This is a genomic window from Rhizobium sp. BK313 (assembly GCF_014193655.1).
Taxonomy (GTDB): domain Bacteria; phylum Pseudomonadota; class Alphaproteobacteria; order Rhizobiales; family Rhizobiaceae; genus Rhizobium.
Window position 1 is genome coordinate 767262 of the sequence record NZ_JACHZQ010000003.1, and the last position, 12989, is coordinate 780250.

11 protein-coding genes are annotated in these 12989 nt (G+C 59.1%); 6 read left to right on the top strand and 5 right to left on the bottom strand.

Annotation, left to right across the window (positions count from 1 at the left end):
• Positions 1–73: 73 nt before the first annotated feature.
• The 5 genes from FHT86_RS20110 to FHT86_RS20130 form a co-directional block, all read right to left on the bottom strand.
• Positions 74–700, bottom strand: a complete 627-nt coding sequence (locus FHT86_RS20110; RefSeq protein WP_133708578.1) for a PRC-barrel domain-containing protein — start codon at positions 698–700, stop codon at positions 74–76.
• 345 nt (positions 701–1045) lie between these two features.
• Complete coding sequence (locus FHT86_RS20115) at positions 1046–1933, bottom strand: SMP-30/gluconolactonase/LRE family protein (RefSeq protein WP_133708579.1); 888 nt, start codon at positions 1931–1933, stop codon at positions 1046–1048.
• Between the two features lie 5 nt (positions 1934–1938).
• On the bottom strand, positions 1939–2574 hold the full coding sequence (locus FHT86_RS20120; RefSeq protein ID WP_133708580.1) for a 2-dehydro-3-deoxy-6-phosphogalactonate aldolase: 636 nt from the start codon (positions 2572–2574) through the stop codon (positions 1939–1941).
• On the bottom strand, positions 2574–3506 hold the full coding sequence (locus tag FHT86_RS20125) for a 2-dehydro-3-deoxygalactonokinase (protein ID WP_133708581.1): 933 nt from the start codon (positions 3504–3506) through the stop codon (positions 2574–2576). Before FHT86_RS20125 ends, FHT86_RS20120 begins: the two co-directional genes overlap by 1 nt.
• Before the next feature lie 46 nt (positions 3507–3552).
• On the bottom strand, positions 3553–4323 hold the full coding sequence (locus FHT86_RS20130) for an SDR family NAD(P)-dependent oxidoreductase (protein ID WP_133708582.1): 771 nt from the start codon (positions 4321–4323) through the stop codon (positions 3553–3555).
• Positions 4324–4485: 162 nt separating this feature from the next.
• On the opposite strand from FHT86_RS20130, the gene FHT86_RS20135 reads away from it, so the two are divergent.
• The 6 genes from FHT86_RS20135 to FHT86_RS20160 all read left to right on the top strand — a co-directional run bounded on the left by FHT86_RS20135 (position 4486) and on the right by FHT86_RS20160 (position 12938).
• Positions 4486–5271 (top strand): IclR family transcriptional regulator, encoded by a 786-nt coding sequence (locus tag FHT86_RS20135; RefSeq protein ID WP_133708645.1) that lies wholly within the window; start codon positions 4486–4488, stop codon positions 5269–5271.
• 322 nt (positions 5272–5593) lie between these two features.
• Positions 5594–6334, top strand: coding sequence for a helix-turn-helix transcriptional regulator (locus FHT86_RS20140; protein ID WP_409527604.1), 741 nt, complete (start codon positions 5594–5596; stop codon positions 6332–6334).
• Between the two features lie 690 nt (positions 6335–7024).
• Positions 7025–8173 (top strand): Mrp/NBP35 family ATP-binding protein, encoded by a 1149-nt coding sequence (locus tag FHT86_RS20145; RefSeq protein WP_133708584.1) that lies wholly within the window; start codon positions 7025–7027, stop codon positions 8171–8173.
• 516 nt (positions 8174–8689) lie between these two features.
• Positions 8690–9667, top strand: coding sequence for a magnesium/cobalt transporter CorA (gene corA, locus FHT86_RS20150; protein ID WP_133708585.1), 978 nt, complete (start codon positions 8690–8692; stop codon positions 9665–9667).
• A 53-nt stretch (positions 9668–9720) separates the two neighbouring features.
• A complete protein-coding gene (locus FHT86_RS20155) occupies positions 9721–11586 on the top strand; it encodes a potassium transporter Kup (RefSeq protein ID WP_409527605.1) in 1866 nt (621 codons plus the stop codon).
• Positions 11587–11759: 173 nt separating this feature from the next.
• A complete protein-coding gene (locus FHT86_RS20160; protein ID WP_133708587.1) occupies positions 11760–12938 on the top strand; it encodes a cell wall hydrolase in 1179 nt (392 codons plus the stop codon).
• The last annotated feature ends 51 nt before the right edge of the window (positions 12939–12989 follow it).

Here is a 12989-nt window from a genome sequence, read left to right on the forward strand (position 1 = left end):
CTACCGCTGCGACAGATATGAAAAACGGCGGCCCGCAAAGACCGCCGTTTTCGATATTGCACGAGAACCTTCATCATTTATTGGTCGTCGACGAGGTCGTCGTGCTGTCGGTTCCAGGCACCGCGGCGGTTGCCGGGGTCTGTGCGGCCTTTTCAGAGGCCTGCATAGCAAGCGTCTTGAACTCCGGCGCGGCCTTCAGCGAGTCGGCCGTTTCGGTCGTCGTCAGCTTGATGGTGCCGTCCTGGGCGTTTTGCGCCAGGTCGATCTTGTCGAAGGGAACGGCGACATTCTTCTGGCCGATGCCAAGGAAACCGCCGACGCCGACGACTGCAGCGATAACACCGCCCTGCTTCTGCAGGATGAGGTCGTTGATTCTACCAATGCTTTCATTCTGACCGTTATAGACTGACTGGCCCATATAGGTCTTGGCGCTGATCTGGTCGGCCGATTGCTCGGTCAGATACCCACCGGCCTGCGCCGTGGTTGTTGTCGGTGCCGGGGCCGGAGCCTGGGCATCATTTTGCGGCATTGTGGTAGCCGGCTTGGTTGTGTCTGGCGTTGCCGGGGCGGTCTGTGTCATCGGCGCGGCACCGTTGTCGGTTGACGGCTGCTGTGATTGAGCAAAAGCCATCGGCGAAAGAACCGATGCTGTGGCAAAGATTGCGCCAGCAGCGGCGGAAGTGAACAGTTTGCCAGTCATCGTGAACCTACCTTTCATTCAGATGGGCACGTTCACCAGCTCGGGCGGCGCCACTCTTTTGGCTGACCATCACCGTGCCGGTTCGTTAGGGACAATGGTCGAAAAGAGGTTTAGTTCCGGCAAAAGTTGCGGGAAACGGCCGCAAATGGCCTCGGCGAGGTCAAAATAACGCGAAAAATCAACGGACAACGTCCAGATTAATACAACCGAAACAATTGATTCCGCAGCCTGGTTGCAGCGATGAATACGTTGAGTTTGGCGCGCAGGACCGCCTTATCCGCGCGCTTCGACATAAATTGCGCTGACCGTGTTACCTTCCCCCGGTAGGGAGAAGGTAAAATACAATCAAATCTTGTAGATCGGATCAAAAGAGCCCTTGACCGTAGGGCCGAGTTCTAGAAGCGCACCGGCTTGCGGCTGCATCGAGCGGGCGTCTTCGTCGAGACCTTCCCAAGCTGTCGTCACCGCGAGACGATCTGCATTTTGGCCGATGAAGGCCGGGCAGGAAGGCTGCATGGCGGGCACGCGATAGCGCTCGATGCGCAAGCCGTCGGGACTGTAACGATCGACGAAACCGGAGCCCCAACGGGCGTTCCAGATGTAACCGTCGGCATCGCAGACCGAGCCGTCGAGGCCGCCGGGGTCCTCCATGCTGTCGACCATGACAATCGGCTCGCCGACCGGCATTCCGGTCAGCGGGTCAACCAGCACGCGCATCAACTGGCTGATGCGGGTATCGGTGAAATATCCGATCGTGCCGTCGGGTGAAAAGCAGATGGAGTTCGGAATGCTGAGCTGATCGAAGATCTTTGTCACCTTGCCGCCCGCGACATGATAGATCGCGCCGGCATGCATTTCCGCCCGCTTGCCCATGGTGCTGATCCACAACGACCCGGAAATATGCGTCCGCCCGTCATTGGAGCGGTTCTCGGGCTTATCCGCCTCGATCGCGGCATAAAAGGTCAGTTCACCGGATCCGATATCGCGAAGAAACAGCCCCGCTTCGGTGGCGATCAATTGCCGTCGGTCGTCAACACGGGCGAGTACGCTCGCCATCATCGGCAGAGCGTGAACTTCCTTCTTGCCCGTCGGGAGATGCAGTTCATGTAATTCCTTGCCGAGAATGTTGAACCACCAAACCGTATCCGTGTCGGGATCATAGGTCGGTCCCTCGCCCAGGGCCGATGCGGTATTGCAGAGAATATTGCCCTGGAAATCATGAATGTCGGTCATATGGGTCAGGCTCCTACAGCAGCATCATAGGCGTAAATGGTCACCTTGGCGCGTTCGGCAACCTCTGCTGTCGTCATTCCCGGCTTGTAGAGGCTGGTGCCGAGACCGAAAGCCAGGATGCCGGCCTTGGTGTAATCGGCGAAATTCTTGTCCGAAACACCGCCGACCGCCGCAATGACAAGCTCGGGGGGCAGCACGGCGCGGATGGCGGTGATCCCGGAGGCACCGAGCACCCCGGCCGGGAAAAATTTAAGACCCGTCGCACCGGCACGCGCAGCCGAAAGCGCTTCCGTCGCGGTGAATACGCCAGGCATCGTCACCATGCCCTTGTCGCGGGCGCGGCTGATGACCGCAGGTTCGACATTCGGCGTCACCAACAGCTTGCCCCCTGCGGCGTCCAGCCGATCGACATCTTCCACGGTCAGTACCGTGCCGGCACCGATCAGGCAGTCAGCAGGCGCCATCTTGGCGGCGATCTCGATCGAGCGGAAGGGCTCCGGCGAGTTCAGCGGGATTTCGATCGCCGTCAGGCCGGCATCGATCAGCGCGCCGACGATATCAGCCGTCTCTTCGGGCTTGACGCCGCGGAGAATGGCGATGAGCGGGCGCTTCATGGGAGGGAAGGGGATGCGGGTCGTCATCAGCTTTTTCTTTCGTCATTCGGCCAGATCGCCTTTGCCGCAGCGGAAAGCCCGCGGCGGACGGCGGCATCGGCGTCAACAGTCGTATAGGTCAGGCCCAAGGTGCGGAATGCATCTTCGTAGAGCGTCTGCAGGCGTCCGGAAGCGACGAGAGTAATCGCAGCCCCTTGTCCGGCAGATGACAGCGCCCCTGCGATTTCGGCGCCGATCAGCGTGCCCGAGATTAGCGCCTGCGCCCCCGCCGCCGTCAAGCCATGCAGAAGTTGGCCTGCGCGAGCGGTGAAGAGCAGGTTTGTGGCGAGTGCCGGCTTGTTGAAGGCGGCTTTGATCGCGGAGCCGAAGGCGGCGCTGTCTGCGGACAAGTCGGCCGCACCGGCAACAGCATGGGAAAGGATGCTGTGCTTGGTGATCACATCGAAGAGTTCGCCGGTCATGAAGGTCGAAAAGCCGGTGACTTGGCCACTCACGACACGCACCCATTTCGAATGCGTGCCAGGCATGCAGACGACCTGTTCGCCCTTGGCGTCGGCCGCGATGACGCCGAGCAATTGCGTTTCCTCGCCGCGCATGACGTCAGGCGCTTCCTTGGCGCGTTGCGCGAGACCCGGCAGAATACGGACATCGCGCGATTGGCCGGGCACGGAGACGGCACCCTTGAGGATGGCGGAAAGCGACGTGGGGGTGTCGATATAGCCGGCTTCCACCCAGCCCTGACGCGCTCCGGCCATGCCGCAGACGATGACGGGAAGGTTTTCCGGCGCGGCGAGGGCATCAAGATGCGATTGCAACACCTGGACAAAGCCTGTCTGAGCAGCCGATGTCATGCCTTCGCCGCTACGGCGCTCGCCGAGAATGCTGTCATCCTCGCCGATCAGCCACAGTCGGAAACTGCTGGTGCCCCAATCGACCGCGATATATGCGGGACTCGTCATTAGAAAATACCCCGACTTTTCATCAGAAAATACCTCTGGTTTTTCATCAGAAAATACCTCCGTCAACAATGATGGACTGCGCGGTGATGCTGCCCGAGCAGTTGGATGCGAGAAAAAGCGTCGGGCCGACCAGATCGGCGGCCTTTAGAATATGCTTGAGGCATTGGCGCTCGATCGTCTTGGCTATGCCTTCCTCGGTTAGCCAAAGCTCCATCTGCCGCTCGGTGACGACCATGCCCGGCAGAATGGCGTTGACGCGGATGTTTTCCGGGCCAAGACGGCCGGCGAAGCTCTTGGTCAGGCCAATGATGCCGGCCTTGGCAGTAGCATAGGATGCGAGGCTCGACGGATTCATCATGAAGACGATCGACGAAAAATTGATGATCGCCCCGCCGCCGGCAGCCCGCATGCCCGGTGCTGCCGCCTGTGAGACGAAAAAGACCTGTTTGAGGTTGATCGCCTGGCTATTGTCCCAATAGTCCTCGGTCGTCGTGTCGATTTCATGCCGGTCGTCCCAGGCGGCGTTGTTGACGAGGACACGGATCGCGCCGAGATCGGATTCGACGGCAGCGACGGTGCTTTTGATTTCGCCGACGTCGCGCAGGTCGGCATGATAGAAGGCGACTGGGTGCGCCGATTGCGCCGAAAGCCGGGCGGCAAGCGCCTTGCTCGGCTCTGCCGCTATATCGATGAAGGCGACCTTGGCGCCCTGCTGAGCGAAACCTTCAACGAGCGCTGCGCCTATGCCTGAGCCGCCGCCGGTGATCAAGACGGTGCGATCCCTGAGATCGGGAAATTGTGCCTGTGCTTCGGTCAAGTTCGTCTCCCCTCCCGGAATAGAAAAATATAACCATGTTCCATTATTCGGAACTGAATTTGACTATGTGGAATTATCGGATTACCCTTTGGCCGTGTCAAGGACATGATGGAACGTTGCAGACGTGGCGAGGCGGTCGTGAATTCGAAACAGAGCGACCAAATGGGAGATATCCGCCGTGGCCGGGACACCGGTACGCTCGGTAAACTCATGGCGCTCATCGATCTCGTTGCGCTGGCCGACAGCCCAATGCGTTTCACTGACATCCTGTCGCTGTCCGATCAGCCGCGTGGCACATTGCATAGGCAATTGTCGCACCTCGTCGAGGAGGGGCTGTTGGAGACCGATCGGGACGGGCGCTATCTGCCTGGCATCAGGCTCTTGAACCTTGCGTCACGCAGTTGGGCGCGCAATGAATTCAGAACCGTCGCCGAGCCGCATCTGCGCCTTCTGCAGGGACAGACCGGCGAAACCGTGCACCTCGGTGTCCTGCGCGGCACCGAGGTTATCTATCTCGACAAGGTCGAGGGCCGGCAGTCCGTGCGCATGTATTCGCAGATCGGCAACGCCTCGCCGGCCTATTGCACAGGCGTCGGGAAGGCCGCGCTGTCTGCGCTGGACGACTCCAGTCTCGAAGCCCGTATGGCCGGCCTCGAGTTTCGCGCCTATACCGAGCATACCCATCGCAGCGTGGCAGATCTTCGAGCGGACATCGCTGCTATCAGGACACGCGGCTGCGCTTTTGACCGTGAGGAGCACGAAAGCGGCATATGCTGCGTCGCCGCGCCGATCCGTTCAGACGACAGCGATATGCTGGCCGGCGTCTCCGTGACCGGCCCGGCTTATCGTGTCACGCCGGAAAAATTGCAGGAATGGGCACCTTTGGTAAAGGCTGCAGCGGCCGCCATCATGCAGGATATGCATAGTCGGCTCGGTCCAAGGCGTTAATTTCGCCGATTTTCTCGACTGTCATGTGAAATTCACCAATTTGGCCTTTGGTGTGCTGGACCTTGGCCAACTTACACGTTTATTCTAGGTCGCTTGATGGGAATCGTGGATGAACCGCCATTCTGCTTAAGTACCTGCCGCTACGCTCGGAGGAGGTTGGCGAACCGGTTACCGGGCGCCGTAGTAATGAGTGTCGCAGCAGGCGAGATTTTAGAAATTTATATTTGATCATGCGCCGGCTTGCTGGCGTTCATGCGGTGACCTGGAGGCGTGGAGGCGGCGGTTTCGCGTTTGTGCCCCTCCCTTTACATAAAGAAGACTAATGATGGCAGCATTGGTGCAGACGGGAAAGCCCCCCAGGGGCGAGGACTATATTGATGAAATTACCGGTCTGAAGACACAGTTCGATGTTTTTCGTTTCATGAAGCGGTTGACCGAAGCCTATCGCTGCCGGGCCTTCATGGTTCTGAACCTGCCGCCGGTTACATCTTTCGAACTGCAGAGCAATTCGGTCATTAACAACTGGCCCGCCGAACTCCTGGCAACCTACGACCAGGAAGGGCTGATGACGAACAGCCCGGTGCTACGACGCCTGCGCAATTCCACGTTGCCCTTTATTCATGAGACAACAGCTAGCACCAATCGCGACGACGGCAGGGCCCAACTCATCACCGCCCTGTTCGAACGTTTTCGCATGACACGCTGTATCTATTTGCCGACCCATGATGCATCCGGTCTTCGCGGCGCGGTGTCGCTTGCCGGCGATCGCGAGCTCTTCACCCCCGAAGAAATCAAGGATCTCTGCTATATCGCAATCCATGTTTTCGATCGGCTCGCGGAAATCCGCAATATGGACATCCGCGTGACCGATGCGCTGACTGATCGGGAGATCGATTGCCTGAACTGGACGGCCGCCGGCAAGACCAGTGCCGAAATCGCAGAAATCCTGACGCTCTCAGAACACACGGTCAATCACTACCTGAACCGGGCCACCAAGAAACTGGATACCGTCAACCGCACCCAGGCGGTCGCCAAAGCGCTGCGTGTCGGGTTGATCAAGTAAGGCATGATGAAGATCATGGCCAGGAAAGACCATGATCCTAAAAAGTGCGTGGCGGCATTTGGAGAAGATTCTTCTAAGATGAATAATGAGGCCGCGCGAAATCCGGGCAATTTTCTGCGCTAATTTTGTGCGTTGCACATAAAATTTGCTGATGTCCTCTGCACTGATTTGCGGACCGAAATCGATGCCGGCTACGCAACAAATTGAAAAATATACAGTTTTTTGATTTCGCGGAACTGGCACGCTTTCTGCATTTCAACAGGCAGAGGTCCAGAGGGGACTTTGATACCAGCGCCGATTAACGCGCGCGGATCAGGCAGCCGCTGCCGATGCCACTGTCGTTGCTTCTCCCGGCGACAGGTATCGGCGGCGGCTGTTGCCTATATGGCACGTCCTCAAAATCAACGCGGTTTAAGGAGCGATTTTTCGCGCATCCGCCCTAGTCCTTTCAAAGCTTTGCTTTATGTCCGCCGCAAACATTTCGCGTCTCCAAGCGAGCGTTGCGGCTGGTAGGGCTCTAAGCCCGGCGGACCTGCCGGCCGCAACGGACGAAGTTGTTTTGTCGATATTCCCCTTAATTTCGTTTGGCGAAGTTCCATCACTCCACTATCTAAGCCTGAGAGATCTGGAGCGCTTGCTGCGCGCGTTCGCGCATCGCGCTCCGGATGGAAATCGTGCAGCGAGGATGGAATGGCAGACATCACCAAGGAACAGGTTCTGGAAACGCTGAGAACAGTTCGCGGCCCGGACCTGGAGCACAATATCGTTGAGCTCGGCATGGTGTCGGATGTCTTCATTTCCGACGCCAAGGTGTATTTCTCGATCACGGTACCGGCCGAACGCGCCAAGGAACTGGAACCGATGCGCCTTGCTGCCGAGCGCGTCATCAAGGAATTGCCCGGCGTGAAAGGGGCCTTGGTCGCGCTGACTGCGGACAAGAAAGCCGCGCCAGGTGCACCCGCCGCGCGCCCGGCTCCTGCCCAGCCGCATGCTCATTCCCACGCGCATCCGCCGCAACAGCCGCCCCGCGCCGGCAAGATCGGCGTTCCCGGCATTGGCGCTATTATTGCTGTTGCCTCCGGCAAGGGCGGCGTCGGCAAGTCGACCACAGCCGTCAATCTTGCGCTTGGCCTGCTCGCCAATGGCCTGCGCGTCGGCATTCTGGATGCCGATATCTACGGCCCTTCGATGCCGCGTCTCCTGAAGATTTCCGGTCGGCCGACACAGGTCGATGGGCGCATCATTAACCCGATGCAGAATTACGGTCTCAAGGTCATGTCCATGGGCTTCCTCGTCGAAGAGGAGACGGCGATGATCTGGCGCGGGCCAATGGTGCAGTCGGCATTGTTGCAGATGTTGCGCGAAGTCGCATGGGGTGAACTCGACGTCCTCGTCGTCGACATGCCGCCGGGCACCGGCGATGCGCAACTCACCATGGCGCAGCAGGTGCCGCTCGCTGGCGCCGTCATCGTCTCGACCCCGCAGGACCTGGCGTTGATCGACGCGCGCAAGGGCCTAAACATGTTCCGCAAGGTGGAAGTGCCCGTGCTCGGCATCGTCGAAAACATGAGCTATTTCATCGCTCCGGACACCGGCGCGCGCTACGATATCTTCGGTCACGGCGGCGCGCGGAAGGAGGCCGAGCGTATCGGTGTGCCCTTCCTCGGCGAAGTGCCGCTGACTATGGGTATCCGTGAGACCTCCGACGCAGGTACGCCGTTGGTCGCTTCCGACCCCAATGGCACCGTCGCCGGTATCTATCGCGATATCGCCGCCAAAGTCTGGGCGCAGATAAGCAGCACGCCTCTGCGCGCGGCACCTTCCATCGTCTTCGAATAATTCACAAGGCTTGTGCCAAGCAGCAGTCGGCACGATTGCCTTGCCCGCGCTGTGTGCTATGACTTCGCAGTATCGTGAATCTGCGGTGAAAGCGCGCATTGAAGGGGTTGTGACTTGATTCTTTGCGAGCTTTGCTGCATATGCGCCGCCGGCGTGAATTTGGTCGGGCATATCCGATGACGGCCATCCGCCAAATGGTGACTTCGTCTCGCTTGAGCAATCAGCGTTGTCATGACGGACGAAGGATTGGTACAGCAGCAGGGCAACGGAGCATGGACACGGATTCCCAGTCGGACCGGCGGGATACGCCCGGAGTTTTATGAACTTTTTTCACTGGCCATCGGCAGAATCGCGGCGAGAGCGCACAAAGCGCCACGGCTATAGCTTTGCCTTTCGAGCAATGCCGGGAAAACTGCGCTGCGGTGCTCCGTCCGGAATCGCGAAAAAACTAAAAGATGGAGCGGTTTTGCGATCCTGCGAAAAGATGAACCGCTTGAGCGCGCCGGGGGCGATCCGTTGATCACGGCCTATTGCTCCGATTGCAAGCCGCTCGTACTGGCAGATTTGTCGAGTATTACCCAATTGCCTGATAACGCCGTCTGGATCGACATGGTCGACCCGTCGCGTGAAGAGGAAGCGAATATCGAGCGCCTGCTTGGGCTCGAAGTGCCGACCCGTGAGGATATGAAGGATATCGAGCCCTCGAGCCGGCTCTATGTCGAAGACGGCTCGGTCTTTCTGACGGCTTCGCTGCTGTGGAAGGCCGATACCAATCTGCCCACGCTGACCGATGTCGCCTTCATCCTGACGAGTCATCGCCTGGTCACGATCCGCTATGCGCAGCCGAAATCCTTTGCTCTGTTCATCGCCGCGTTGCAGCGCATTCCGCAGGAGCGGCGCACGGGTGTCGCGCTTCTGGCGAAGCTTTTGGAAACAATCGTCGACCGCACTGCCGAAGTCCTTGAACAGACGGTCGCCAGCATCGATATATTGTCGGTGCATGTGTTCGGCGACCGCGTGAAGAAAATCCGCCGTCCGTCGAACTACCTGGAAGAGAAGCTGAAGGACATTGCAGGCTACCATCGCACGGTCAGCAAAGTGCGCGATAGCCTGAGTTCATTGTCGCGGCTTCTGACTTTCCTCCATACCATCCCCGCCATGCAGCAGGACCATGAGACCAAGGAATTGTGCCGCAATGTCTCGCGGGATGTGCAATCTTTATCCGAACATGCGTCCTTCGTTGCCGGTAATATTACCTTCCTGCTCGATGCATCGCTCGGCCTGATCAATATCGAGCAGAATGCCATCATCAAAATTTTCTCGATCGCCTCTGTAGTCTTCCTGCCGCCGACGCTTGTGGCCTCGGTTTACGGCATGAACTTCGAGTTCATGCCCGAGTTGCATGTTGCCTACGGTTACCCGGCATCGTTGCTATTGATGGTGGTATCTGCCGTCGTTCCGTTTTTCTTTTTTCGCTGGAAAGGCTGGCTCTGAGAGTCTAGTGATCCTGAATGTCTGACGAAACCCATCATTCTCCCGACGGGAAAATGAGTACACGCAAACTTTTCTACCTCACTCTGGGGTCGATCGGCGTGGTCTATGGCGATATCGGTACGAGCCCCCTTTACGCCTTTCGCGAGGCGCTGAAGCCGGTGGCGGCCGATGGCCTGACGCGCGGCGAAGTCATCAGCCTCGTCTCGCTGATGTTCTGGGCGCTGACCATCATCGTCACCATCAAATATGTCCTTTTTCTCCTGCGCGCAGACAATGACGGCGAAGGCGGCACGTTGTCGCTTTTGGCGCTGCTGATGAAGACGGCAAACGGCCACACCGCCGTTTTGATGTTGCTGGGACTTCTAGGGGCGGCGCTTTTTCTCGGCGATGCGATGATCACGCCGGCGCTGTCGGTTCTTTCGGCCGTCGAAGGCCTGAAGTTGGTGACGCCGACGCTGACGGACTACATCGTGCCGATCTCCGTCGCGATCCTGGCGCTGCTCTTCGCCATCCAGTCCCATGGCACCGGCGCAGTGGCACGCTTCTTCGGCCCGATTACGGCGCTGTGGTTCATCGTCATGGGTGTTGCCGGCATCATGCATATCTCTGACGATTTCGGCATCCTCGCTGCCTTCAATCCCTGGTATGCGATCAACTTCCTGCTGAACGAAGGCTTTTTCGGTGTCGTCGTGCTCGGCGCCGTCTTCCTGACCGTCACCGGCGCGGAAGCGCTTTACGCCGACCTCGGCCATTTTGGCCGGCGGCCGATCCAGTGGGCCTGGTTCGCCCTGGTGTTTCCGTCATTGACGCTCAATTATCTCGGCCAGGGCGCGTTGGTGCTGCGTGAACCACTCGCCATGTCCGATCCCTTCTTTCTGATGTATCCGCATTGGGCAATCCTGCCGGTTGTCATCCTCGCCACCCTGGCGACGATCATCGCCAGCCAGGCGGTCATCACCGGTGCCTTCTCGCTCACGCGCCAGGCAATCCATCTTGGCTTCCTGCCGCGCATGGAAATCCTCTTCACGTCCGAGACCAATACCGGCCAGATCTTCCTGCCGTCGGTCAATGCCGTGCTGTTTTTCGGCGTCATCTTCCTCGTGTTGAGCTTCAAGACCTCGGATGCTCTGGCGACGGCCTACGGCATCTCTGTGACCGGCGCGATGGTCGTTACCTCGATCATGGCCTTCGAATTCGTGCGTGTTCGCTGGAATTGGACGCTGCCGATGGCGATCGCCGTGCTGGCGCCGTTGTTGCTGCTGGAATTCGTCTTCCTCGGCGCCAACCTTCTGAAAATCCACGACGGCGGCTATGTTCCGGTGCTCATCGCGACCGCCTTCACGGTGATCATGTGGACCTGGCGTCGCGGCACGGCGATCCTGATGGAGAAGACGCGGCATACGGATATTCCGTTGTCGTCCTTCGTCAGCTCGATCGAGCGCAAGAGCGACCACTCACCGGCACATGTCCCGGGTACGGCGATCTTCCTCACCAGCGATCCGGAATCGGCACCCGCGGCGCTGCTGCACAATCTGAAGCACAATCACGTCCTGCACGACAAGAACGTCATCCTGACGATCCGGACCATCAACAAGCCGCGCGTCGCCCAGGAAGACCGCTATTCAGTCGAGAAGGTCTCCGACCGCTTCTCGCGCGTCGAGCTGCGCTTCGGCTTCATGGAATCGCAGAACGTCTCGCAGGCGCTGGCGACCTTGCGCAAGACGGGATTGAAATTCGACATCATGTCGACCTCCTTCTATCTCGGCCGCCGCAAGCTGGTGCCGGACGCCAAATCCGGTATGCCGCACTGGCAGGACCGGCTCTACATAGCCCTCGCCAATGCTGCGACGGACCCCTCCGACTACTTCCGCCTGCCGGCCAACCGCGTCGTGGAATTGGGGTCGCACGTCATCATCTGACGCGGATCAGTCAGATTGCTTGCATTAAAGACCCCGGCGGATATCCGCCGGGGTCTTTTTGCTTGCGAGCTTTGTGGATTTATTCGTGAATGCGCAACAGCCGAATTAACCATCCATCAAGGTTAATCAGAGATTATTCCGGCTCCTAGTCCAGTGCCGTTTGGAGTCCGGTGTTGCCTCGTCCGAGTCGTGTCCCCCGCAAGTATGGTTTCTTGCCGAAAAACTGGACTTCGCCAGCCGTCTTCGGGCTTTGCGCATGGCTGATCTTTCCCTCGACGTTGGCCTATGCCGATCTCGCCGGTCTGCTGGCGGGCATCGATAGGGGCGGGAGCAACTGGCGCATGGTTATCACCAATTCGCCAGCGGGCTCCACGCACCAGGCAGAGCTTGCCTTCGGCGATGCGTCGACCGCGGCTGCTATTGGCGATGGCGGTCTCGTCATGCCGGACGGCCGTCGCGTCGCCTTCGTGTCGCAGCGAAAGGGCAGCGATCCCAGGCCGGACGAAGATCGCATCAATCGCCAGGATAAGAAGAGCCGGGTGGTCGCCGTTGCGCCGATGCAGCCGCCCAAGGATTTTTCCGCCGGTTCCGTGCTGCAGCGCGACAGTCTGTTGTTCCGCCCCGAGCTGGACAGCAAGGACAAGACTGCTTTCCTCAAGCCGAAAATCGGCGGCAAGGAGATTAAGATCGCCACGGCCTTCTATAGAAAAGAGCCGCCGAAGCCGGACAATAGCCTGCCGTCCTATCTCGCAAGCCTGGTGACAAGCCAGGATGCCGATGTTCTCGCCGCTGCCTACGCCTCGCCGCCGCCGGACTATGCCCGCGTCTCGCCTTTCGATTCGATCCTGGCCAAGGATCAGGACAATGAAGGCCGCTTCGTGCCGCAGATCGGTCCCCAGGATCACGCCTGGGCCGCAAATGTCCTGCCTCCCTCGGTCTTTTCTTCGGACGAACAGCAATGCCTTGCCACCGGCATCTATTTCGAAGCACGCGGGGAATCGGTGAAAGGGCAGGCGGCCGTCGCCCAGGTCATTCTCAACCGCGTCCGCAATCCGGCCTATCCGAAGACCATCTGCGGCGTCGTTTATCAGAACGACGATTGGCACAACGCCTGCCAGTTTTCCTTTGCTTGCGACAACGTCAAGGATCGGGTCAATTCGCCGGAACACTGGAAGATCGCCCGCCAGGTCGCCATGGCCGTGACCGCCGGCAAGATCTGGCTGCCGGAAGTCGGCTCGGCCACGCACTATCATGCCGTCTACGTCAGACCGAAATGGGCAGCCGAAATGGTGAAGGTCGGCCGTATCGGCATGCACATCTTCTACCGCACCTATGGCGGTGGCTGGAGCTGACGACTAGCGCGCGGCGGGATTGATCTGGTCCAGCGAGAGATAGGTGATCGG

Bases quoted from the DNA above. Each gene is read 5' to 3' on its own strand.
- FHT86_RS20110 (WP_133708578.1), bottom strand. From the start codon at position 700: ATGACTGGCAAACTGTTCACTTCCGCCGCTGCTGGCGCAATCTTTGCC.
- FHT86_RS20115 (WP_133708579.1), bottom strand. From the start codon at position 1,933: ATGACCGACATTCATGATTTCCAGGGCAATATTCTCTGCAATACCGCA.
- FHT86_RS20120 (WP_133708580.1), bottom strand. From the start codon at position 2,574: ATGACGACCCGCATCCCCTTCCCTCCCATGAAGCGCCCGCTCATCGCC.
- FHT86_RS20125 (WP_133708581.1), bottom strand. From the start codon at position 3,506: ATGACGAGTCCCGCATATATCGCGGTCGATTGGGGCACCAGCAGTTTC.
- FHT86_RS20135 (WP_133708645.1), top strand. From the start codon at position 4,486: ATGGGAGATATCCGCCGTGGCCGGGACACCGGTACGCTCGGTAAACTC.
- FHT86_RS20140 (WP_409527604.1), top strand. From the start codon at position 5,594: ATGATGGCAGCATTGGTGCAGACGGGAAAGCCCCCCAGGGGCGAGGAC.
- FHT86_RS20145 (WP_133708584.1), top strand. From the start codon at position 7,025: ATGGCAGACATCACCAAGGAACAGGTTCTGGAAACGCTGAGAACAGTT.
- FHT86_RS20155 (WP_409527605.1), top strand. From the start codon at position 9,721: ATGAGTACACGCAAACTTTTCTACCTCACTCTGGGGTCGATCGGCGTG.